Genomic DNA, 22,840 nt, shown 5'->3' on the forward strand with positions numbered 1-22,840 from the left:
GGTTTGGGCTTTTCTACGTATTAACTTATGTAAGTTTCTTCACAACAAATTGCGCAATTTGTTTAGCTTTTCGATGAAGGTGAGGTGGAAGGAGGGTGAAGATGGAAGTTATCCAGGGTACTGCGGACCGTTACAAGAATATCGAAAGATCACGTGGTGCCATGATGTCAAAAGAGGAATTTACCCGGATGTACGATACGTACTACAAACGTGTTTACAAATATATTAGTTATCGTATTAATAACCACCACGTGTCGGAGGACATTTGTAGTCAGGTGTTTGAGACGGTGATGTGTAAGTATTACAGCTTTTCAGAAGAAAAATCGAATTTTGAGGTTTGGTTGTTTGCCATTGTAAGGAACGCTGTGACGGATTACTTCCGGGGGCAGAAGAAAAGAAGCTACACCTCACTAGATTCTTTGCTGGAGCTCATATTTCCCAAGCCGTCTCCGGAGGAACTGGCGATTCGTGAGGATAATAATCAAGCACTGTTTAAGGCGCTCTCCAAGCTGCGTGAGAAGGAACGTAATATCATTGCAATGAAATATGGGGCTGGGCTGAAAAATTCCGAAGTCGCACAGATCATGGGCGTCAGTGAGTCCAATATTGGTGTCGTATTGCATAGAAGTCTGAAGAAACTGCATATTTCCTTAAAAGCAGGAGGATTCAACCATGAATAAGAAAAATGATGATCTCACAAAATTCAGCAAAACCATAGAACTGCTTGAGAATGTTGAACAGGATAACACTGCCGCCAAAGAAAGAATTTATAACCGTTTAGTATACAAGTTGGACCATGGAGCTCTTGAACTCAAATCAGAGAAAAAGGACGGGATAACGATGAAAAAAAGTAGCTGGAGAAATGCAATAGTGATTGGTAGTGCAGTAATTTGTCTAGGTGGCGCATTCTCTGCAACCTCCTATGCACAGGATATGTTCCAATCGATCATGGCAAAGTTTGAAGTAGGAAATCTCGAAATCACGCAATACGATAAGGAAATCCCTTCGGCTGCACAGTCAATGACTCCATCTGAAGAGGGGAAAGGCGGGGAGAATGTTGCCATTGAATTGCCGGTTGCGGCCAAGTTGACCCTGGATGAAGCACGTGCGGAGCTTGGAATGAACTTCCCGGCACCAACCTGGATGGCAGACTATGAGTTTGTGAATGTTGTTCTTCAGGGGACCAGCATGGTTGAAGTGCAGTATAACTCCGGGGATAAAGCTGTTAATTTCCTAATCTCCAAGGGCGGCGACAATGGGATCAGTACTACGGAAGAAGTGAAGACAGAAGTAATTAACGGGACTAAGGTTTATTTTGCAAATGGAATTGTGATTTGGGAAAAAGATGGCTTTACCGTTGAACTGTATGCCCAAGAAGACTTTGACAAAGCCACACTTGGGAAGATCATCGACAGTTTTAGCATCGGTGCTCCTGTACAGTCCTTAGGGACTGAAGAAGTGAAAGAGAATTTGCAGAAGAATGAAGGGGTAGTTGCAGCTCCAGCTTCGGTTCCGGTTGTAGATTCAAAATAAGATGGTCTACTAAGGGTAGCGATGCCCATAGATACACATAAAGAAGACGCTAGGGGATTCCCCTGAGCGTCTTTTTTTTTACGAGGCTATATACTTCCAACCATTGCTAGCTTCCCAAAACAAAAGTATAATTGAGAATAATTATCAATCAGCGATTTCAATAAAATTCATCCAAGCAGTAAAGAGGTGACAGAATGCAAAAACAATCTCAAAAGACAGATTTAAGTGAGGTTAGAAAATACATAGAAAAGAATTTCACGAAGCCCTTATCTTTGGCTCATTTAGCAGATCTTACTGGTCTTAGTTCCAGTTATTTCTCCTCAGCGTTCAAACAGGAATATATACAAAGTCCAATGGAGTTTGTTACCCAGTTGCGGATTCAAAAGGCTAAACAATTATTGCAAAAGGAAGACGTTCGCTTGAAGTTTATAGCAGAGGCTGTTGGATATAGTGATGAGTTTTATTTTAGCCGAGTGTTCAAAAAGGTCGAAGGGATATCCCCAACCATGTATTCCAGCCAGCAAAAATCTAATATCGGTGTTGTAACTGGGAATATGATGGGGTATTTACATGCGGCAGGAATCATCCCATTTGCTGCACCCTTAAGTGCAAAATGGACACCGTACTACTATAATTTGTGGTCGCAAGAAATCGAGCATAAGGTAACCTTGACCCAGAATAAAAATTATTGCAGCCCAAATGAGCTATTGCATTTGCCAATCGATCTTCTTATTTCTCCAAAAGATTTGTCGTCAGAGCTGGTAAAACAGATAGAGGAGCATTTTCCAATCTATTGGCTGGATGATAAACAAGATTGCTTAATAGCATTAACTGAACTTGCTGCCCGATTAAATAAACAAGAAGAAGCGAAACAATGGATCACACAGTATAGGGCAAGATTGGAAGGCGTTCGTCGGGAGTTAGGCTGGACCACTACACCACCTAAAGTTCTAGTTATACGTATTTATCAGCAGCAAATCTTTGCTTATTGCAATACAGGCATCGAGCATCTTTTGTTTCAGGATTTGGGAGCGGTATCTAGTTATGAGCAGCCTGGTCTATATAATACCGAGATTACTCTTGATGAGCTAGGTAAGTTGGAAGTAGATAAGCTGTTTACGATTATATGCCCTGATGATGAGTCACGCGCAACATGGCATCATTTGCAGAGAGACGCTGGATTCAAACAGTTAGAGGCTATTAAACAGCAACAAATCTATGTTATTCATTCTGATCCTTGGTTCGAATATTCCCCAGTAGCTTTAAAGCGGATGCTAGAAGAAGTTGCAGTGATGATGATACCTTGAAAATGTACATGAGGAATCATAAGATGTTACATGGTCAATGAGCCCTATCTCTTATACACTCAATACTGAGAATGATTATTATTGAGAAAATAGGAAAGAGGGAAGGTCAATCATGAAGGGGTTTAATACAAAGATAATAAGTTATGTTGTAATGGTTGGTTTATTATCCATTCTACTAACAGCTTGCGGCAGTAATAATGCAGCGAATCAGCAAGCAAAAGATACTCCAGCAACAACTAGCGAAGCGAGCGCAACGGAGGAACCAGCTGTAAAAGAAACGGAAGTAGCGGCTAGAGAAGCGTTTGTAGTAACTGACCAAGTAGGCAATACAGTAAACATTCCCGGAACTGTACAAAAGGTGTATGCGCCTGGTCTAGAGGACTACTTAGTAACGCTTGGTGTAACCCCGGTAGCGCAATGGTCCACGGGTGAAAGACCGCAGCAATATCTACAGGATACTTTAAGTGGTGTAGAAGAAATCAGCTTCGCTAATGGTATTCCCTCTCCAGAATCTGTAGTGGATTTGGAGCCGGAATTAATTATATTCCCAACTGCTTTTTATGCACAAAATGGTGTTTATGAAAACTACTCGCAAATTGCTCCAACTTACGTGTTTAAGAATGCACTTGGTAACGTAGTGGAAGCAACAGAAACGATTGCGAAATTGCTAGGTTTAGAGGATAAGGCAACAGAAGCTATTGCTGCTTATAATACAAAGCTAGAAGAGACTAAAGCACAGTTAGCTAGTGTTTCTGCCGGTAAAAAAGCGATTTATATTAATGCGAATGCGCGTAAAATCTTTTTAGTGGGTAACTTCCATTACGGGGGATATGTGCTGAGTGAGCTAGGTTTTGCTCAAAGTACTCTTGTAGAAGGTGAGATGTCTGCGGATATTTCGCTGGAGATGCTGTCTGATTTAGACGCTGATTACATTTTTATTAACGATAATGATGGTCTCGGGGATGCCTTCCTGGCAGACATTAAAGCTAGTCCTTTATGGAAAGCGCTGCCTGCAGTCCAAGCGGGTAAAGTGTTCGAGGTGGATGGCGATCACTGGAGATCCAGCGGATTAATTGCTTATCAAAAGACGATGGACGATATCGTGAAGTTCCTAAAGCCATGATCATCAAACCGTATGTAAAGCCCAACTATGAAACGATGCTGATTACGAGTAAAGCTAATCATAAGGACTATGAAATCTTTATTGCCAAACCTTTAGATGAGCCTGCAAAAGATGGCTACGGCGTCATTTATGTGCTAGATGGTAATGGACTTTTTGAAACCGCTGCTGAAATCACCCGATTGCTGACGCGTAAGCCCAAAGGATATCCACCCGCGATTGTTGTCGGCATCGGCTATCCTGGGGGTGAAGCGTTTGATACAGTGCGTCGAACCTATGATTTAACCATGCCAGCCGAGCTTGCGAATTTACCGAAACGTCCTAACGGGGAGCCTTGGCCTGAATTTGGCGGGGCAGATGAGCTGCTTGCTTTTTTTGAAAAAGAGTTAATGCCAGCCATTGCCCAGCGGTTCGTTATAAATGAGCAGAAGCAAGCATTGTTTGGTCATTCCTTTGGCGGATTATTTGTTCTGCATGCCTTGTTTACACAACCTACCTTGTTTTCGCATTATATTGCAAGTAGTGCTTCCATCTGGTGGAATGATTATTCACTATTAAATGAGTATGAGAATTTTAAAGCTGATTTACACAGCAATACGTTAAGTCATTTACCTAAAACGCTTATGATTGCCGGTGGAGAAGAGCTGGATTATATGGTCAAGGATAGCTTGGATCTATGTAACAGCATGATGTCCTTACACATTCCAAGCTTCGAAGTAAGCTGGGCATTGCTTGCGCAAGAGGAGCATGTGAGCGTAATCTCGGGTGCGATTAGTCGGGCCGTCAAATTTTTGCTTACAACATCCTCTGACTTGCGTTAGAAATTATATTCGTTTGCATCTGAGCTGGCCCTTGGCTGGCTCTTTTTGTAAGTGAAGGGAAAGGGTTGGAAATATTGGTCACAAATGTTCAGAAATCATCTCTAACAGGAGAAAAAAAGCTTTCCTTTTTATTATTGCTAATCTTCATGCTCCTCCTATTAATAGGCGTATTAGTGCTTGCTATGGCCCTTGGCGCGAAAAAAATACCCTTTGCAGATGTATTCATGTCGATCATTGCTTTTGATGATAAGGCTTCTACCCATCAGGTGATCCAATCCATTCGCTTACCCCGGGTACTTGCCGCTATGGCAACGGGCGCTGGATTTGCAGTAAGTGGAGCGATTATTCAAGGGATTAGTCGCAATCCTTTAGCGGATTCGGGAATTCTTGGATTAAATGCTGGAGCAGGTGTCACGCTAGTTATTGCTATGGTTTTCCTGCCTACGCTTACATTTACAGGCACACTTTGGCTCTGTATTCTAGGTGCAGGATTGGGAGCGGGTTTAGTCTTTAGTGTTGGCTTATTAAGTAAACGAGGAATGACACCTATTCGACTTGTATTGGCGGGTGCTGCCATATCTGCTATGCTAACTGCCTTAAGTGAAGGCATAAGCATCTTTTTTTCAGTGGCACAGCAGGTGGCTTTTTGGTATGGAGGAGGTTTAAGTGGCATTAGTATGGCTCATTTACAGCAAATGTTGCCTTGGATGCTCCTTGCTCTATTACTTGCTATCGTAATTTCAAAGTCGATTACAATATTATCAGTAGGGGATGAGACAGCGGAAGGGCTAGGCGTTAATATTAAGCTTATCAAAAATCTCTCGCTTTTATCCGCCTTTATGTTAGCTGGGATTTCATGTGCTTTGGCCGGATCTGTAAGCTTTGTTGGCTTAATTGCTCCGCACTTGGTACGTTACATAGTGGGTGTAGATTATCGTTATATTATTCCATTATCGGCAGTTCTGGGGGCCATCCTTGTTGTGCTTGCTGATTTAGTGGCACGGATCGTAAATTCCCCTTATGAAATACCTGTAGGTGCTGTAATTGCAGTTATTGGAGTTCCGTTCTTTCTGTATTTGGCACGTAAAGAAAGGCGGGAACTATAGTGAAGCTAAAATGGAAATTTTTAATTATAGCTATCATTTTACTGCTAGGCTTTATATATAGTGTATCTACTGGTCAAAGCAGCTTAAGCTTACAAGAGTTATGGCAGACCCTATTAGGAAATGGAACACCGAGACAGGAGCTTGTACTTTTTCAGTTTCGTATTCCTCGTATGATATTGGGGTTTCTAGTGGGTGGCGCGTTGGCGATAGCAGGAATGCTGCTACAAGCCATAAGTCGAAATGCCTTAGCAGACCCAGGCATACTCGGGATAAATGCTGGAGCTGGATTATCCATGATGTTATTTTTGCTGTTACAAAATAGCTCTACTGGCCTACACACTTATGTTCAGCCATTCTATGCCCTATTGGGCGGTTTTATTGTTGTGGCCCTGTTATTTTTGCTTTCCTATGATCGCAATCAAGGCATTATCCCCATTCGATTAATTTATACAGGTATTGCTGTTGCGGCTGCGATTAGCGCATTTATGATTGTGTTAACCTTCGTACTAGATCCTTCGCAATATCAGATGATCAAAGTGTGGCTGGCAGGGAACATAGGGAATAGTAATTGGAGTCACGTGTATGCTATGCTGCCTTGGTTACTTATTATTGTGCCTTTATTAATTCGGAATCATCTTATATTGGATGTGCTAAGGCTTAACGATCCTGTAGTCATTAGTTTAGGGGTATCTTTAAATAAATATCGCGTTTGGTTTTTAGTGTGTAGTGTATTATTAGCGGCACCAGCGGTTGCCGTTAGTGGAAGTATTGGATTCGTAGGTTTAGTAGTTCCACATTTAGTTAGACGACTCTTTCGTGGTCATAAAATAATGATTCCCGCATGCCTATTAATAGGTGGAGGATTAGTTGTTATTGCAGATGCGCTTGGTAAAATGGTAGTAGCCAATACTGAAATACCAGCAGGAGTAATTGTGGCTTTAATCGGTGCCCCATACTTTTTATATTTATTGATTAAAAGTGAATAATTGAAAAAAGCTTTGCGATTGGTGCTGGATATAAAAAAGAATGCCTTGATTATGCTATAATCCAAGGCATTCTTTTTTATATCGTTTTCGTTTTCAGCTTTTCTAAAAGAACTTTCCACCAGTGTATAGATTGCTCAAGTTGAGAAACGTAGTAGCTTTCCATGAAATCTACGACTTCACGAGTGGAGCTAACTACATCTATTTGATGGTAAATTTGATTTAATTGATCTTTTCTTATCAGTGACTGTTCAATTTTCTTCTCGATAATCGGGATCACTTTATTAGTCTCTACAAAACGAAGATTCACAAGAGCGACAATCATCTCTGAAATAGATTCTGCATCTTCTATTACCTTATAAATTTTGAGCGGGAGCTGCTTGCGCCCTTTATCGGTAATGGAAAACACCTGTTTGTCTGGACGATGTTCTTCTTTGATAATCTCTACCTGTTCAACTAAGCCCTGTTTCGAAAGAGATTCAAAGTGATAATACAGTTTGCTTTCAGATAGATTGAGCAATTTATCAAAAGGAATAGGGGTGGATAGTTCTTTTTTTAATTTATAAGGATAATTATTTTCATCCATTAACTTACTTAAGATATAAATTTGAATTGACATCACAGAACCCACTCCTAATTGTTGGCTAAACTCTATCTTACCAAACCTAGGCGGTTATTTCAGCTGTATTTTTAACTTCAACGGGCAGTATAGCTTCTTTAGTCAGAGGTACAGGTTTATGAACAAACCGGACGATTACAATGTTAATCAACATAGCCCCGGCAAATACGCCTGCTAATCCCCATAAGAAGGGTGCTGGACTGATGGAACCAAACATTTGTGCCAAATAAGCTTGTACAGAATAATACATCGGTGTGATGCGGCCGAACCAATCGTATGGTGTATACATCATATCACGAGGCATGGTAGCACCATTGGCGATGGTTTGCATGAGCAGGATTGGAATATTTAAGACCATACCGCCTTCGCCAACTAGGAAGACCATAATCGCACATACGTTAAATGCAGCCATATACATTAGAATTTGCTGAGCAGCAACTGGTAACAGTAAGGATAGGTCTACATCTGCAATAGAGAATGCAATGGCTAAAGCAACGACTGTTGATAATACAGCGATTAATAAAGCTGTTAATTGAACGAACATAAACAGTTTTGTCTTGCTTGCTTTCCCGCGGTTCGCTTTAAAAGAAGCAACTAATTGCATGGAGGCAATCATTGCCCCAACATAACCAGCCATAGTTAAGAACATAGGTAGCATGTTGTTGTGCATGCCGTCCGGAACATCATTGATGACAACATAATTCCCGACATAACTATTCTCAATTTGTGTAGCCATTGCGGTGGCTTGTTCTTCTGGTACGTTAAAGTTCATTAACACACCTTTTGCGGTTTGCTCTGAGAAGTTCGCGCTTAATTGTTTGTTAATTTCTCCTACAACGGAAGACATGGCTGAAGATACCATGGTGGCAGAGGCTTCGTTGACTGTGAAATCAATACTTGCGGATACCTTACCGCTTTGAACGTTGGCGGAAAATTCTTCTGGAATATGGACAACTAGAGCTAACTTATTATGCTCTAATTCATCCATCGCCTTTTTATTCGATACATCGGTTTTTATCGTTTTGAATGGTAAGCTCTCCGAAAACTGACTCGAAATCTGAGCCCCATGTTTACCTGCATCATCGTTGACGATAGCAATTTTTAAATCATCCATGTTCCCTGGAAGTGCTGTATACCCTGGTAAGAAAATACCAAGCATCGCAATGGCATAGAACACACCCATAAAAATAGAACCAATGGCCCCTTTGGACTTCAAAAACTGTGAAAACTTCAACTGTATACCTTCTTTCTTCTGAATGACACTTTTATTTTAGTACTCTAATTAAAGTACTTTTAACTGAGTGAGGTTTATAGTACGATAATTCATTATAAATGTCAAATTTAAGATACAATGGATAAGTAGTGAATGATTAAAAAAATGAATAACTGAAGGGACTTCGGACATGAACAAGGTTATTGTAATTGGTGCAGGGATATTAGGGGCTTCAGCAGCTTATCAGCTAAGTAAGTTAGGTGCTGAGGTCATCATTATAGATCGTAAGGATGTTGGACAAGCAACGGATGCAGCAGCAGGGATTATTTGTCCATGGTTGTCTCAACGCAGAAACAAAGCATGGTATCGTCTTGCTAAAGCGGGAGCAAGCTTTTATCCGGCACTTATTCAAGAGCTTCAAGAGGCTGGAGAAACCGAGACTGGATACGCAAAAGTTGGAGCGATATGTATTCATGATGATCTGAGAAAGTTACTCGCGATGAAAGAAAGAGCGGAGCTTCGCAGAGAGGACGCCCCTGAAATAGGTGAGCTTACGATGCTGACGGATCTTGAAGCACAAGAGAAGTTTCCATTATTATCGGAAGGTTATCATGCGCTGCATGTATCGGGTGCAGCAAGAGTGGATGGACGTGAATTACGTGAATCTTTGCTAAGGGCGGCACAGCGTAACGGTGCGCAAATGATTGAGGGAGATGCTATTCTTGAGTATGATGATCATGAAATTAAAGGGGTTAGCGTAGGAGAACAGATATTCACAGCGGATGAAGTGATTGTGTGTGCAGGGGCCTGGTCTAACGCTTTGCTTCATCCGCTTGGGATCATGCTCCAGGTGCGTTATCAGAAGGCTCAAATTATGCACTTGAAGCTTGCTCAACAAGCGAGTACAGGGCAATGGCCTGTGGTAATGCCGCCTACAGATCAATATATACTCGCATTTGCGGATCAAAATATCGTGGTAGGTGCTACTCACGAAAATGATGTCGTAGGTTATAATACCTCTGTAACCGCAGGTGGAATGCAAGAAATTTTAAATAAAGGACTTCAAACGGCTTCTGGTCTTGCAGATTGTAGCCTAAATGAAATAAGAGTAGGGTTCCGTCCATTTACAGCAGATTTTCTGCCCGTGTTGGGCAGGGTTCAAGGATGGAATAAACTAATTGTTGCTAATGGACTAGGTTCATCGGGATTAACGATGGGACCCTTTCTTGGTGAGCAGCTAGCCAAGCTAGCCATGGATCAACAGGTAGATATTCCGCTTGAAGACTATGCATTGGAGCATGCGATTAATTGATTAGTACGAGCACGTATAAAACCCCTTCTAGCGAAGGTTTTTTTTATCCTTTATACTGAAAAGACCAATTTATCTTCCTAGGAGTTGTCTAACGAATCATGATAAAGAAAGAAGTCGCGCATATACGCAAGCAATTTAAGCTGGATCACGATTTAATGAATATTTACGATATTCTCAACGTGTATATTATGAAGGAAAGCAACGAGATCTATCATTGGGAGCGCCTGCCGTTTGGAATGGTGGACAGAGAGAAGCAGGAGCTGTATATGGGCAATTTCAAAAAGCTTTTGACCGGCGAACTGGATCAGAAATTGTTCGAGTTGAAGTTTCAGGCGGAAGCGGAGGAGCCAGCGCAGGTGATGCTTCACCAAGCTTTGGTGACAGGGGATCCAGATGAATGGCAGGACCTGATGCTGCTGTTGGTGGACAGAATGATGGCGGATACTCATTATGAACGGGATACGGTGATCACTTTTGTTCGCGGACAATATTACCGTCCGACTAAAGATAGAAACGATGAAGCCGAGGAAAGTGAGAAAAACGAACTATTCGCGCATCCGTTTATTCTATGCAGCGTGAATTCCACGGAGAAGCAACGGAAAGCTCTCTTATTTGATTATGTGGAAAGGGAATTTAAGTACAATGTCATTGTAGATCCGATCGTCAAGTTAAGTACGCCGGAGCAGGGCTTCTTTTACCCAAGCGTGACGGACAATTATTCCGATGTGAACCGCATTCTGTATTGTACGGGAAAATCGAATTTTCCAGATCCGCATTTCATCGAGCAGGTCTTGAACGCCGAAAGATCCGTGACGGCACTGGAAGAGAGAGCTATTTTCGAAGACATCGTGAAGGAAGTGGCGGGCGAACAACTTGACGCGACCACCATTGCTCAGCTGTACGAGGAAATCCACCAGGTCATTGAAACCAACCAAGATGAAGAAGAACCTCCTAAACTCGACTATAGAGATGTAGAACGTGTGCTGAAGGTAAGCGGTGTTGAAGACGTGACGATGGAAAAAGTGGAACGTGCGTTTGAAACCATCGTAGACAACAAGCACTATGAGATGAAGGCAAGTAGCGTGATGCCAAAATTCACTACAAAATCGATAAAGATCGAAACAAAGGTAGCTACGATTTCGGTCAGCCCACAGGATTTGAAATATGTGAAGCAAGTGAATTATCAAGGTAGACGCTGCATTTTGATTGAGGTTGACGAAGATGCTGTGATCGAAGGATTTACACTCACTACAGAAACGCTTTAGATTTTTTAATAGCGGGCTATCCTTAAAGTCTTTGATCAAGACTTGGGATAGCCCTTTTTGTATCAAATATGGTACTTAAAGATATAGTGGATATATTCTTTTGCACTAGTATTAATTTCTTCATCGCTCGCTTGAAAAGAAGCTCCAAAAACAGCAAAGTACGGTAGTGCTTCTGCACCTACATGTTTGGCACTGGCTTTAAAGGGTGCAATTACTTCGTCTACGGTAAAAGAAACAGAGCCATCTGGTTGATAATTTTCTTTTTTATCGCCGATGGATATAGCAAGCCCTAACTTTTTCCCGTTAAGCTTGTCACCGTTTGATCCATAAGCCCATCCGTAAGCGAGCACATCGTCAAACCATTTTTTCAGTAGAGGCGGATAACTATACCAATACAAAGGGAATTGAAAGATCACATGGTCATAGGCTTCCATTAGATTTTGCTCTCTAGGAATATCAATGTTCCAGTCAGGATACTCTTTATAAATCTCATGAATGGTAATATCGTTTGGATATTGCAGTAGCTCTTCTTTCCAGCGTTGATTGACCCTCGAATTCTCAAGGTTGGGATGTGCCACAATCACCAGTGTTTTCATAATGAATCTCCATTCCAGGCCTATATTAAGCGTATTTCTTCAAAATGCTGTGCCTTATTTTTATGAATATCATCATTATCTTGCAGGTTTTATTAAAAGAAAATACACACAATAAAGTAAGATGGTTACTTTGAAGTACGTACTAGACTCACGAAAAAATATATGCAAAAATGAAGTTTTGGGTAAGTTTAAATAGATCCGTATGAACGAGGTGTTTTCTATGAAACAATATAATCTAGGGATAGAGGCAACACTAGAAATCATCGGCGGAAAGTGGAAAGCTTTGATCATTTGCTTATTGATGTCCGGTGCCAAAAGAACAAGTGAATTACAGCGTAATATACAGGGCATTTCACAAAAGGTTCTGATTCAGCAGCTTCGTGAACTTGAGAGAGATGGACTTGTCAAAAGATTCGTTTACCAGCAGATGCCGCCAAAAGTCGAATATAGCCTCACGGAATATGGCGTTACAGCCAATAAGATCGTTGACGTTATGTGTTCTTGGGGAAAAGAAAATATTAGAATCAGACAAGAACAAGGAGAAGAGGTCGTCTTGTTGGAGGAGTTCCAAGCGTTGTAGCCTTTGAATAGGTTTGCGCGTCGTTTGAATCAAACTGATTTTACAGAATTGTTATCAAACTATTAAAAAAAAGTAGGGTTGTTCAAATCCCATGGTATAGCCAATGAAAGCGTTTCTATTGATTTTTCGACCGTTATCCCCCAAAGAAATTGGCATTATTTAGTGCTTGAAGTTCCTCTGATTTGGATATTTTATTTAGTTATTGTTTTATTTCAATAGGATAATGTTACCTTACCGTCACTCTGTCCTATGTTTCTAGGAATATAATGAGATTGTATTCGACACCAACCTTTATAAACCATCGGAGGAAACACAATGAAAATTAAGAAAACATTATCCGTTGCATTATGTCTAGCAGCAGTCGCATCTTTCTCATCTCAAGCAATGGCCAATCCTGTCGCAACAACAACCAGTTCAACCGTAGCACCATCCACTAATCAAGTAGGACAAAAGTTTACACTAGCTGGTGTTAAAACGAACGTCAATACAGTATTGATAGCAACAAGAACGGTTGATCTTGATTTGGATGGCGTGAAAGACACTTTATATCTCATTGGCGACAAAAATGAATCTCCTGATTTCGACAACATTAATCTCATCGTTGTAAACGGCAAAACAAACAAAGTGTTAAACGCAGGGATTAAAGACTTTGGTGGTTTGAACGCGAAAATCAGCTATGTAAGTGATTTCAATAATGACCATGCACTTGATGTGATGATTACTGCGTACTCCGGTGGCAACCAAGGTTCTACCAATGCTAGAATCGTAACTTTCAAGAATGATACCCCTTCTATTATTCTGGGCGGGGATTTGAAGGTGAAAGGCGAACGGGCATTATTCAGAACATTAGAAGCAGTCGATGTGGAAAATGATGGCGTGAACGAACTGCTTGGAATCAGAATCCTCCATGGTGAAGCTACTTCAGTGGTAACAGGCTATGAAAAAGTATGGTTTGCGTACAAAAACGGCGAATTCCAAGTTAGCAAAACAGAAACTACTAAAGAAGATCCATTTAAACAACCTGCACTTGGAGAACTGACTGTTGGCCAACCTTTCGCATTGCAAGGTGTTAACACAACAGATAAGACTGTTCTTATCAGAAAACAAGTTAACGATGTTAATAAAGACGGTGTCCAAGATAAAATCTATCTGATCGGTGACAAAGCAGATGAGCTTGGTTATGTAAGCAACATCAACCTGGTTGTTGTCGATGGCAAAACAAATACATTGAAAGATGCAAAAATCAGCGGTTTCGATGGCTTTAAACCAGAAATTCAATGGATTGGTGATTTCAACGGGGACAAAGCAAATGATGTAATGTTTACAGCATTCTCCGGTGGTAACAATGGTACGACAGATGCTTACATATTGTCTTTCACAGGTGATAAGGTACAACCACTTTTGAGTGTAAAGCCTGTTGTGGATGGTAAACCAGCATTTTTCAACACTTTAGAGCAAGTAGATCTTAATAAAGATGGTGTATATGATCTGGTTGGAACTAGAAAAATTCGCGGTGACGCTGAAGCTATAGTTCTAGGTGAGGAAAAAACAACGTTTACTTTTAAAGACGGTGCTTTCAAGGTTGTGGGTACAGAAACCATTAAATCTGATAGCAAGCCAGCGACTACTCCAACAACTACAACAAGTGATTTCACCGTTGGCAAACGTTTTGAGCTTAAGGGAATTCCAACAACAGCAAAAACAATTCTGCTTGCGAAACAACAAGTGGATGTAACTGGTAATGATGTTGCGGATAATGTCTTACTGATTGGTAACAAGGATGCCGCTAATGGTGATCTGGTTACAGATATCAATATCGTCGTTCTAGAAGGTAAGACTAAAAAAGTGATCAACAGTAATATCAAAGACTTCTCGGGTTACCAACCAAAGATCAACTTCGTTGGCGATTTCAATGGTGATAAATCTAAAGATGTCATGATTACTGTATACTCTGGCGGTAACAGCGGTAGCACCAATGCTTACGTAGTATCCTTCAAAGACAGTGGTGTTAAAGTTCTTCTAAACGAATACGTGAAAGTGAATGGCAAACGTTCGCTCTACAATACAATGAAGGCTTCTGATGTAGATAAAAACGGAGTCTATGAGATTGTTGCATCAAAAACGATTCGTGGTGAAGCTACTTCCGTAATTAAAGGCGTAGAAACCTCTGTTCTTGCTTACAAAAACGGAGCATTCCAAGTTCGTTCGACAACTATGAAGAATTCGAAATAACCTTATAGCAAAAACCTAATTGTGAGGGAGTCTCCCAGTAGCCATAAAAAAGTGGCTACCGGGGGACTCTCTTTTTTTTGGAGTTGGATTGACTTGTGCTCTTGGTGAGAACGCCTAAAATTAAACTCTCCCTTGCTCAACGAGCTATCCGGATTCATTATTAAATTACAAAATGACCCGTTGATCTAAAGGAGAGAAAACAATCTTATGGAACTAAAAAAAATAAATGAATCGATTTATTATTTAGAAAATGTTAGAGAAACAGACAGACCTGTTTTGGGATATGTTGTAGGTGAGAACTTTTCAATTATGATTGATTGTGGCAATTCAAAATCGCATTTTGATGCCTTTATAAAGGGTTTGGATGACCACAATCTATCTCGTCCCAAATATGCTTTGATTACGCACTGGCATTGGGATCATACCTTTGGTATGCATGCTTTTGAGGGGGAAACCATAGTATCTTCAGCAACGAATGAGGTACTAAAGCGATTGAAAGCGTGGAAATGGGATGAAGAGTCCGTTGTAAAACGTTTAGAGACAAAAGAAGAAATAGAATTCGCCTATAACTGTATGAACAAAGAATATGATACGTTCGATAAGATTTCGGTCAGCACAGGATCGATTATTTTCGAGGATTCTTTAACATTGGATTTAGGGGGCATCACTTGCCAAATCCTCAAGGTAGGAGGGCCGCATGAAGCAGACTCTTGTGTTGTATATGTTAAAGAAGCGGAGGTTTTATTTGCAGGTGATGCACATAGTGGAGATTATTATCATGGAGAAGGTAAAATTGATCCCATAAAAATGAAGGAATATGTTGAGTTTTTAAAAAAACTTTCATTCACTACGTATATTCCAGGGCACGACGCCCCTATGAGCAAGGAGCAAATCATTCATGTGTTAAGTAGATTTTGTGAAGTGAAGTAAACAGGGACTCCTTTCCCTATACCCACCCCGTAAACTCCAATATAGATGCTTTTGCAGATTGGGCTTCGGAATGTGCGGCTTTACGCCATTGTTTGGGAGATTCGCCCATAAGCTTGGAGAAACATCGGTTGAAGCTGGAAATGGACTGAAAACCGACTTGTTCAGAGATAGAGAGGATGGAAGCATCCGTGCTTTTCAACTGCTTGCAGGCCTCTTCAATACGGGTGCTGTTTAGGAAATCTAGAGGTGCGGTCCCCATGATCTCATGGAATTTTCTGCGAAAATGAGTGGTGCTTAGATGGCACAGATCAGCTAGGTCATTGATGGTAATAGGTATCATATAGTTTTTGGTGATGTATTCCAGAACCGGAGAAATGACAAAATCACCTTTCAGGTTATGCTCTGTTTCTTGCTCTGCTAAGGGTTCATACCGGGAATGTATTCTAAGCAGTTCTATATAAAGGGATAATAATAAGCCGTAGGCGCTTTCCTGATAGTAAGGATTTTTGTGCTTCAATTCCTCTACGACCGATGTCGCAAGGGTATAAACCTTGGGATGTTCCTCCTTGTTCAAAATACAATTCTTTCCCTTGATCGCCCACAAATTTGGCTCGAAGTCACTATAAGCGCTTTTGAATGATTGCTGAAAGAGCTCCTCTGGCGAGAAAAAGATATAAGACCAAAGACTGGCCTCATTTGGCGAACTATATGTTGTATGAGGCAGATACCTAGGGATGAAGGTCACATCTCCGGCTTTAAAGGGTACGGATTCACCTTTGATCTCCATGATGCCGCTATCCGAATGACAAATGCCAATCTCTAAATGGTTATGAAAATGGAGATGTTCACTTTTGATATCGGAAATCTTCCAACGCTCACCGCTTAACAGTAAAATAGGGAAGTTTATCGGCAAGCTGTAGTGGCGGTATTCAATGACGGGTTTCTTTTTTCTGGGCATATTCTCAATACTCCCATTCTTATTACGTAGGTTGAGTAGATTATAGGTTAAAGTGATTTCAAGTTCAACAATATAGATGTACTTTACAACTTGAGGAAAGGGAAAGAAGCGGTGGAGGGGAATTTTGGAACTGTAGGAGCGTTAGCGTCCGCCTTTGTCTGCAGATTTCCACCGCGAAGAGCGGTATAAAATCAAGAAATCTGCAGACAACAGCGGCCGGAAGTCCAAACATTCCCCGGAATTGCGACTGACCCTGTACTCTTAATGGTTGAAATTGCACAATTTAGTTATGAATATGCTTAGAATCAGACCATTTTACTCCTTACAATAGAGTTAGTAAAGCGTTTACATAGGACGGACAGCTCTCAGCGCCAATGGGGGTGTGTGAGAAAGAGAGGAGAATCAAGATGCTTCAATTAACTTATGACAGAGAAGAGATTCTAAGCGTCATCGACAAAGTAGTTAGAAAAACAATGACGATGGATTTAACATGGGACTGGCCTTGTGGTGTGGCTTATTATGGGGTATCCAGAGCTTATAAAACGACAGGTAATACAGAGTATTTGGATATGCTTGTCCAGTGGGCAGATGAATATATCGAGCTGGGCCTGCCGGACTGGACGGTAAACACCTGTGCTATGGGGCATATGCTGATTACCTTGTATGAAGAAACAGGCAATCAGAAATATTGGGATATTGTAATGAGCAAGGTGGATTATCTGCAGAACCATGCGCTCAGATTCGGAGATCATGTGTTGCAGCATACCGTTTCTATTTCGAATGATTTTCCAGAGCAGGCATGGGCAGATACATTGTTTATGGCGGCGTTTTTTCTGCTACGCGTAGGAAGTAAATTAAACGATCAGGAAATGATCCAGGATGCCCTGAATCAATATTACTGGCATATCAAATACCTGCAAGACCCTAGCAGCGGCCTCTGGTACCATGGCTACAATAATGTGAAGCAGGATCATATGTCCGGACTATATTGGGGCAGAGCAAATGCTTGGGGCGCATATACCATGTCGCAAGTCAAAAAGCTTTTGAAAGAATGGTATTTGTATCCGGAGTGTATGGACGTGGAGTGTTCGCTGCGCGATCAATTGGCGGCACTCAAGCTTGTGCAAACGGAGAACGGCCTGTGGCGGACAGTGCTTGATGACGAAGAATCTTATGAAGAAGTATCTGCCTCTTGCGGGATAGCGGCTGCAATGATCAATAACGGCAATCCGCTGCATACCAAATATGTACAAAAGGCCCTGAAGGGTGTACTAAGCAATATCAGCGAGGATGGACGAGTACTGGGAGTATCGGGCGGAACAGCGGTTATGAAGGACCGGGAAGGCTATCGCAATATTCCAAAAGACTGGATTCAAGGCTGGGGCCAAGGCTTAGCACTCTCTTTTCTGTCCGATATGCTTAAATAGGAGGGATCCAAGTTGTCCAAGCAAACAACGGGGGCCTTTACACTACCGGGCGAATCCGGTTATGAGGCACTGACCTTAGAGTTAGCTGAACGGTGGGGTGCCGATGTCATCCGTGACAGTGACGGTACACAGTTGTCCGATGAGATTATCAACGCAGGATACGGCATTTATTCTACAATCTGTATCATCAGAGATCATAATGAATGGGTATCCCAGAACCCTGATAAGCTACAGCAGAGCTTTTTAATTACTAATCCGAAGGTAGCGATCGAAGATTATTTATCCATCTATTTAATGGAAGACTTTTTCACTGAGCAATTCCGAGTAAATGATTCCAAAGAGGCGTTTAAGTACTGGCAGATTTTTGACCGAACGACTGGTGAAGAAGTTCCAAGAGAACAGTGGAATTATGAGCGGGAATCAGGAAATGTAGTCATTACTGGAATTGCGCCTTGGCACAAATATACGGTCAGCTTCATGGTCTACCGGATTTGGGAAGAGATCTCTATGTACAATCACACCACGAATCACTGGGAAAAAGAACATCTAATGCAGATTGATCCCATCTATGTTGAAACGCAAAAGTATTTGCTCCACTTCCTTGAAGATTGGTGCCGTAAGCATAAGGAAACAACGGTGGTTCGGTTTACGTCCCTATTTTATAATTTCGCCTGGATCTGGGGCAGCAATGAGCGCAATCGCCATTTGTTCTCGGACTGGGGTTCATATGATTTTACGGTAAGCGCTAGAGCGCTTGATCTGTTTGCTCAAAAATATGGGTATTCGCTCACGGCCGAGGATTTTGTGAATGGTGGAAAATATCGTGTCAGTCATATCCCGGCGCAGCAGCGCAAGCTGGACTGGATGGCATTTATCAATGATTTTGTCATCGAATTTAGTAAGAAATTAATTGATATTGTGCATGGGTACGACAAGCTGGCATATGTCTTCTATGATGATAGTTGGGTTGGCATGGAGCCTTACAATGATCGTTTCGAGGAGTTTGGCTTCGACGGGATGATTAAATGTGTGTTCTCAGGGTTCGAGGCAAGAATGTGTTCAGGTGTAAAAGTAGATACCCATGAGATTCGGCTGCATCCCTACTTGTTTCCGATTGGTCTAGGTGGACTGCCTACCTTTATGGAGGGAGGGAACCCTACACTAGATGCCAAAAAATATTGGATCAATATCCGGCGTGCTCTACTCAGAGAGCCTATAGATCGAATTGGATTGGGTGGATATTTGCATCTTGTAGAGCCTTATCCGGATTTTTGTGATTATATCGAAAAGATTGCGGGTGAATTCAGAGAAATTAAAGAGCTGCATCATAAAGGCAAACCCTATCATATTAAGACGAAGGTAGCCATTCTGCACGCTTGGGGCAAATGGAGATCGTGGACCTTGTCCGGGCATTTCCATGAAACGTATATGCATGATTTGATTCATATCAACGAGGCTTTATCCGGATTGCCGATTGAAGTACAGTTCATTGATTTTGAGAATATCCGTCAGGGGATTTTAAAAGATTGTGATGTAGTGATCAATGCCGGATCGGCTGGTTCAGCATGGAGTGGTGGAGAACGCTGGAGGGACAACAAGTGTGTGGACTTACTGACAAAGTGGGTGTTTGAAGGTGGTACTTTTATAGGCGTGAATCAGCCTTCAGCGCTTGAAGGGTATGACAGCTTTTTCAGAATGGCACATGTGCTCGGTGTAGATGAGGATACAGGCTCCAGAGTAGCGCATGGGAAATGGACATATGAAGTGAAGGATGGGCTTGGTTTAGTACCTATTGGGGCTAGCATAACACCCAAAAATAACATTTATCTTACTGATGGAGCAGCAGCGGTTGTGACTGAAACGGATGGTCTATTAACACTGTCCACCCATGCTTTCGGTAAAGGAAAGGGGATCTACCTTCCATCTTTCCAATTCAGCTTTGAGAATACAAGATTGCTGCTGAATTTGATTCGTTTTGCTGGCAATGAGTTCACGGAGACCAAGTATATTACGGATAACTTATATACAGAGTGTGCTTATTATCCGGAAAGTAAAATCCTCGTGGTCATTAACAATAGCGATCAGCTTCAAAAAACTACGATTCATACGGAATATGGACAACACACCCTGGAATTAGATCCGTATGACATGATTATTAGAACTATTGGGGATTAATATTTGACTTGAGTAGGGAGATTCCTAAGTATCCTTTACCAGAAGGGGTTCTGGTGAGGCCAACTGCACTGAACAATAGTGGAGCTCAGGAACAATATCGTCAAGCTGAACTCGCTTCCTTTGACGGTGTGGCGTGGAGTCTAAACCATTTGGGATGGATGCAGGGATCTCCCGAAATCGTTAATTTCTGTGCGTTTCATGACGATCAATTGATCGGTAACACCTCAACCTGGAGAACTACAGAGGAGAGAAGTGCAACGGAGAATGTATTCGTTATTCCTGAATGGCAGAAAAAAAGTGTCGCCCGTAACATCATCTGTACTATCTAAAGCAGCAGGGTAAAACAATCGCCACCTTAGGCACGCATGGAGATAATAAGAAAGCTATTCGATTATATACTCAGATTGGTTATGAATTATACGGTTCAAGATTTACAGTTGGCTATGAAATAGTTTAACAAGCATTTACTAGACGACTTTGGTCGTCTTTTTTTTATTGTGCAAGGACTTCTGACCTACTTTGTTGAATTAATACTAATAAGGTAATATTTACATAACTATAGGCATATATTGAAATTTCAAATTCTTTATTTTGTTCAACAGAGGGAGTTTAGAGGAATGATACGAATCTGTATTTGTGATGACGAGCAATTACATAGTTCCAAATTAGAGAAGATTATTATGGATAGTGCAGGCTTGTATCAAAACATAGAGTTCGATATTGACATTTATGAGTCCGGAAAATCATTATTGAAAGCTTTAAATGCCAGAAACGAAGAGTACCAAATATTATTCTTAGATATTGAAATGGGGATTTTAAATGGAATCGAGGTCGCTCGGGAAATTAGAAAAATAGACAAAAACATGATTATCATTTATGTTACCAGCTATGACAATTACACCATGGAAAGCTTTGAAGTTTCGCCTTTTCGATACATACTAAAACCTATTCAAGAAGAGCAAATAAGTAAAGTATTACTTCACGCCATTGATGAGGTTAGAAGGAATAATCAGTATTTATTCTTCAAAACTCAAAATCTTAACTATCAAATCAAAAGTGAGACGATTCTATCCATTTCATCTGAGAAAGGTAGGATTATACACGTTGTAACCGTTGATGATGAATTTTCATTCTATGGCACAATAAAAGAGATTGAAGAAATGCTTGATCCATTATCCTTTATAAAAGTAAATCAAGGCACCATTTTAAATTTAAATTACATACATATTGTTTCGGGAACCGATATTATTCTCACCAATAAAGAAAATTTCGCAATTAGTAGAGGGCAGAGGAAAATAGTTAAAGATGCCTATAACCATTTCATAAAAAGGAGGATCGGCTTTTGAGAAATATTGAGGTTATTAGCATTGCGGTTCTAGCGATTCTCTATACACTTGTGCAGGTAACATCGATTTCTATTTATTTCAATGGATTTCTTAACCTCAGAATTTCAAAGTATAAATTTTATTCCATAACCTTTGTCTCTATGGGAATCATAAAATTATTGTCTAGTGATACAAACTCTATGGTTAAGTTGTTTTTATTTGTTGTTCTTTTGAGTATCTGTATACTGTATTCGTTCTACGGATCAATGGCTCAAAGGATCTACCACATTATCTTTTTTACGCTGATCACTACACTTGCAGACTTGGCGTTGTCTATTATTACATATAATTATGATCAAAAATTTGAAGGCCAGTTATTCATTATGCTAGTCGTATATTTTAGTGCAAACTTTTTATCGTTGTTAATTGTGATGTTGTCGGCAAAGCTGTTACTCTATTTTAGATCTGATAATGAGATCGGATTAAGTAATAAGGAATGTTTGTTATTAAGTATTGTGCCTTGTCTATCTTTAATGAGTATATATTGGGTTTTTCAGTATAAAGATATCAATCAATTCGTTCCATGTGTTTTTTTGTTAATTGTGAATGTGTGCATTATGCTGATTTACAATAGTTTAGAAGGGAAAAATTTTCTTATACATAAGTACTCCATAATGGAGACACAAAATAAATATTACGAAGAGAGCTTAGAGAATCAAAGGGAAATGTCTAAGCTAAAACATGATCTGAAAAATATTTTATTAAATATAGCCTATGGATTGGAGAGGAAAAAAACAGACGAGGTAAAAGAGGAGCTACAGGAGTTATTGAAAACCAATGTATTCTCATATAGATTATTAACCGGGTGTATACCCATCGATGCCATTCTTAATAGTAAGCTAGAACAAACCAAAAAGTATAATATAGAATGCACTTTAGACCTCCAAGTTCCTCATGACTTATTTATAGAACATACCATTGACCTAGCGGCCATTTTAGGGAATCTTTTAGATAATGCCGTTGAAGCAGTACTTAGATTAACAGAAGAAATAAAAAAGGAAATTGAAATCAAAATAAAGTTTAGTGAGGGTAAATTATTCATAATCATTGTAAATTCGTCGAATCATGTGAATGTGGATTTCTCCTATGGGCGATTAATCTCTGAAAAAGGGAAAAATAGGTACGGCATTGGAATCAGCAGTATCAATGAACGAGTCAAAAAGTTAAAAGGATACTCAGACTTTTCGTACGATGAGGGCTATTTTAATTCAATCGTGGTCTTACCAATTCCATAAAATAAAAAAAGGCGACTTTCCATTCAAAAGAATGAGAAATCGC

At 40.6% G+C, this 22,840-nt stretch carries 21 protein-coding genes; 17 read left to right on the forward strand and 4 right to left on the reverse strand.

From position 1 onward, the window contains the following. The first annotated feature begins 101 nt into the window (after positions 1–101). The 7 genes from H70737_RS03605 (at position 102) to H70737_RS03635 (ending at position 6,873) form a co-directional block, all read left to right on the forward strand. Entirely contained in the window at positions 102–680 is a 579-nt protein-coding gene (locus tag H70737_RS03605) for a sigma-70 family RNA polymerase sigma factor (protein ID WP_052404147.1), read from the forward strand. Further along, entirely contained in the window at positions 673–1,533 is an 861-nt protein-coding gene (locus H70737_RS03610) for a hypothetical protein (protein WP_197071262.1), read from the forward strand. The genes H70737_RS03605 and H70737_RS03610 overlap by 8 nt, the downstream gene beginning before the upstream one ends. 194 nt (positions 1,534–1,727) lie before the next feature. After that, the gene (locus tag H70737_RS03615) at positions 1,728–2,840 is read left to right on the forward strand and encodes a helix-turn-helix domain-containing protein (RefSeq protein ID WP_042184841.1); all 1,113 of its coding nucleotides are present in this window, start codon (positions 1,728–1,730) and stop codon (positions 2,838–2,840) included. A gap of 112 nt (positions 2,841–2,952) precedes the next feature. Then, on the forward strand, positions 2,953–3,963 hold the full coding sequence (locus H70737_RS03620) for an ABC transporter substrate-binding protein (RefSeq protein ID WP_042184843.1): 1,011 nt from the start codon (positions 2,953–2,955) through the stop codon (positions 3,961–3,963). After that, positions 3,960–4,781 (forward strand): alpha/beta hydrolase, encoded by an 822-nt coding sequence (locus tag H70737_RS03625; RefSeq protein ID WP_052404148.1) that lies wholly within the window; start codon positions 3,960–3,962, stop codon positions 4,779–4,781. Before H70737_RS03620 ends, H70737_RS03625 begins: the two co-directional genes overlap by 4 nt. Before the next feature lie 65 nt (positions 4,782–4,846). Continuing rightward, positions 4,847–5,887: a FecCD family ABC transporter permease gene (locus tag H70737_RS03630; protein WP_052404149.1), complete on the forward strand. Its 1,041-nt coding sequence runs from the start codon at positions 4,847–4,849 to the stop codon at positions 5,885–5,887. Beyond that, entirely contained in the window at positions 5,887–6,873 is a 987-nt protein-coding gene (locus tag H70737_RS03635; RefSeq protein ID WP_197071263.1) for a FecCD family ABC transporter permease, read from the forward strand. The genes H70737_RS03630 and H70737_RS03635 overlap by 1 nt, the downstream gene beginning before the upstream one ends. A 76-nt stretch (positions 6,874–6,949) precedes the next feature. Here the strand turns inward: H70737_RS03635 and H70737_RS03640 are convergent, their stop codons facing one another. Next, positions 6,950–7,489, reverse strand: coding sequence for a PadR family transcriptional regulator (locus tag H70737_RS03640; RefSeq protein WP_042184848.1), 540 nt, complete (start codon positions 7,487–7,489; stop codon positions 6,950–6,952). Between the two features lie 46 nt (positions 7,490–7,535). Further along, complete coding sequence (locus tag H70737_RS03645; protein ID WP_042184850.1) at positions 7,536–8,723, reverse strand: YhgE/Pip domain-containing protein; 1,188 nt, start codon at positions 8,721–8,723, stop codon at positions 7,536–7,538. Positions 8,724–8,892: 169 nt separating this feature from the next. Here H70737_RS03645 and H70737_RS03650 point away from each other — a divergent pair, with 169 nt between their 5' ends. Further along, on the forward strand, positions 8,893–10,014 hold the full coding sequence (locus H70737_RS03650) for an NAD(P)/FAD-dependent oxidoreductase (RefSeq protein ID WP_042184852.1): 1,122 nt from the start codon (positions 8,893–8,895) through the stop codon (positions 10,012–10,014). A 98-nt stretch (positions 10,015–10,112) separates the two neighbouring features. Next, positions 10,113–11,279 carry a DUF4317 domain-containing protein gene (locus H70737_RS03655; protein ID WP_042184853.1) on the forward strand — a complete coding sequence of 389 codons (1,167 nt, stop codon included), beginning with the start codon at positions 10,113–10,115 and terminating at the stop codon, positions 11,277–11,279. Positions 11,280–11,341: 62 nt separating this feature from the next. Here the strand turns inward: H70737_RS03655 and H70737_RS03660 are convergent, their stop codons facing one another. Beyond that, positions 11,342–11,875 carry an NAD(P)H-dependent oxidoreductase gene (locus H70737_RS03660; RefSeq protein WP_042184856.1) on the reverse strand — a complete coding sequence of 178 codons (534 nt, stop codon included), beginning with the start codon at positions 11,873–11,875 and terminating at the stop codon, positions 11,342–11,344. A gap of 220 nt (positions 11,876–12,095) precedes the next feature. Between H70737_RS03660 and H70737_RS03665 the strand changes: the two genes are divergently transcribed. The 3 genes from H70737_RS03665 to H70737_RS03675 all read left to right on the forward strand — a co-directional run bounded on the left by H70737_RS03665 (position 12,096) and on the right by H70737_RS03675 (position 15,617). Next, positions 12,096–12,455: a winged helix-turn-helix transcriptional regulator gene (locus H70737_RS03665; protein ID WP_042184858.1), complete on the forward strand. Its 360-nt coding sequence runs from the start codon at positions 12,096–12,098 to the stop codon at positions 12,453–12,455. A 315-nt stretch (positions 12,456–12,770) separates the two neighbouring features. Then, complete coding sequence (locus tag H70737_RS03670; protein ID WP_042184860.1) at positions 12,771–14,687, forward strand: hypothetical protein; 1,917 nt, start codon at positions 12,771–12,773, stop codon at positions 14,685–14,687. A gap of 207 nt (positions 14,688–14,894) precedes the next feature. Further along, positions 14,895–15,617 (forward strand): MBL fold metallo-hydrolase, encoded by a 723-nt coding sequence (locus H70737_RS03675; protein ID WP_042184861.1) that lies wholly within the window; start codon positions 14,895–14,897, stop codon positions 15,615–15,617. Between the two features lie 16 nt (positions 15,618–15,633). Here H70737_RS03675 and H70737_RS03680 read toward each other — a convergent pair whose 3' ends face one another. Further along, the gene (locus H70737_RS03680) at positions 15,634–16,575 is read right to left on the reverse strand and encodes an AraC family transcriptional regulator (protein WP_042184863.1); all 942 of its coding nucleotides are present in this window, start codon (positions 16,573–16,575) and stop codon (positions 15,634–15,636) included. 407 nt (positions 16,576–16,982) lie between these two features. Between H70737_RS03680 and H70737_RS03685 the strand changes: the two genes are divergently transcribed. The 5 genes from H70737_RS03685 (at position 16,983) to H70737_RS03705 (ending at position 22,797) form a co-directional block, all read left to right on the forward strand. Beyond that, entirely contained in the window at positions 16,983–18,002 is a 1,020-nt protein-coding gene (locus H70737_RS03685) for a glycoside hydrolase family 88/105 protein (protein WP_042184864.1), read from the forward strand. A 12-nt stretch (positions 18,003–18,014) separates the two neighbouring features. After that, the gene (gene gnpA, locus H70737_RS03690; RefSeq protein ID WP_042184866.1) at positions 18,015–20,177 is read left to right on the forward strand and encodes a 1,3-beta-galactosyl-N-acetylhexosamine phosphorylase; all 2,163 of its coding nucleotides are present in this window, start codon (positions 18,015–18,017) and stop codon (positions 20,175–20,177) included. A gap of 53 nt (positions 20,178–20,230) precedes the next feature. Further along, the gene (locus H70737_RS03695; protein WP_042184868.1) at positions 20,231–20,506 is read left to right on the forward strand and encodes a GNAT family N-acetyltransferase; all 276 of its coding nucleotides are present in this window, start codon (positions 20,231–20,233) and stop codon (positions 20,504–20,506) included. Between the two features lie 288 nt (positions 20,507–20,794). Continuing rightward, entirely contained in the window at positions 20,795–21,523 is a 729-nt protein-coding gene (locus H70737_RS03700; protein ID WP_042184870.1) for a LytR/AlgR family response regulator transcription factor, read from the forward strand. Further along, positions 21,520–22,797: a GHKL domain-containing protein gene (locus H70737_RS03705; protein ID WP_042184871.1), complete on the forward strand. Its 1,278-nt coding sequence runs from the start codon at positions 21,520–21,522 to the stop codon at positions 22,795–22,797. The genes H70737_RS03700 and H70737_RS03705 overlap by 4 nt, the downstream gene beginning before the upstream one ends. The last annotated feature ends 43 nt before the right edge of the window (positions 22,798–22,840 follow it).

Origin of the sequence: Paenibacillus sp. FSL H7-0737, assembly GCF_000758545.1 — a bacterium.
Lineage (GTDB): Bacteria > Bacillota > Bacilli > Paenibacillales > Paenibacillaceae > Paenibacillus_AQ.

Coding starts and splice junctions, on each gene's coding strand:
- H70737_RS03605 (WP_052404147.1), top strand. CDS start 102: ATGGAAGTTATCCAGGGTACTGCGGACCGTTACAAGAATATCGAAAGA.
- H70737_RS03610 (WP_197071262.1), top strand. CDS start 673: ATGAATAAGAAAAATGATGATCTCACAAAATTCAGCAAAACCATAGAA.
- H70737_RS03615 (WP_042184841.1), top strand. CDS start 1,728: ATGCAAAAACAATCTCAAAAGACAGATTTAAGTGAGGTTAGAAAATAC.
- H70737_RS03620 (WP_042184843.1), top strand. CDS start 2,953: ATGAAGGGGTTTAATACAAAGATAATAAGTTATGTTGTAATGGTTGGT.
- H70737_RS03625 (WP_052404148.1), top strand. CDS start 3,960: ATGATCATCAAACCGTATGTAAAGCCCAACTATGAAACGATGCTGATT.
- H70737_RS03640 (WP_042184848.1), bottom strand. CDS start 7,489: ATGTCAATTCAAATTTATATCTTAAGTAAGTTAATGGATGAAAATAAT.
- H70737_RS03650 (WP_042184852.1), top strand. CDS start 8,893: ATGAACAAGGTTATTGTAATTGGTGCAGGGATATTAGGGGCTTCAGCA.
- H70737_RS03655 (WP_042184853.1), top strand. CDS start 10,113: ATGATAAAGAAAGAAGTCGCGCATATACGCAAGCAATTTAAGCTGGAT.
- H70737_RS03660 (WP_042184856.1), bottom strand. CDS start 11,875: ATGAAAACACTGGTGATTGTGGCACATCCCAACCTTGAGAATTCGAGG.
- H70737_RS03665 (WP_042184858.1), top strand. CDS start 12,096: ATGAAACAATATAATCTAGGGATAGAGGCAACACTAGAAATCATCGGC.
- H70737_RS03670 (WP_042184860.1), top strand. CDS start 12,771: ATGAAAATTAAGAAAACATTATCCGTTGCATTATGTCTAGCAGCAGTC.
- H70737_RS03675 (WP_042184861.1), top strand. CDS start 14,895: ATGGAACTAAAAAAAATAAATGAATCGATTTATTATTTAGAAAATGTT.
- H70737_RS03680 (WP_042184863.1), bottom strand. CDS start 16,575: ATGCCCAGAAAAAAGAAACCCGTCATTGAATACCGCCACTACAGCTTG.
- H70737_RS03685 (WP_042184864.1), top strand. CDS start 16,983: ATGCTTCAATTAACTTATGACAGAGAAGAGATTCTAAGCGTCATCGAC.
- H70737_RS03700 (WP_042184870.1), top strand. CDS start 20,795: ATGATACGAATCTGTATTTGTGATGACGAGCAATTACATAGTTCCAAA.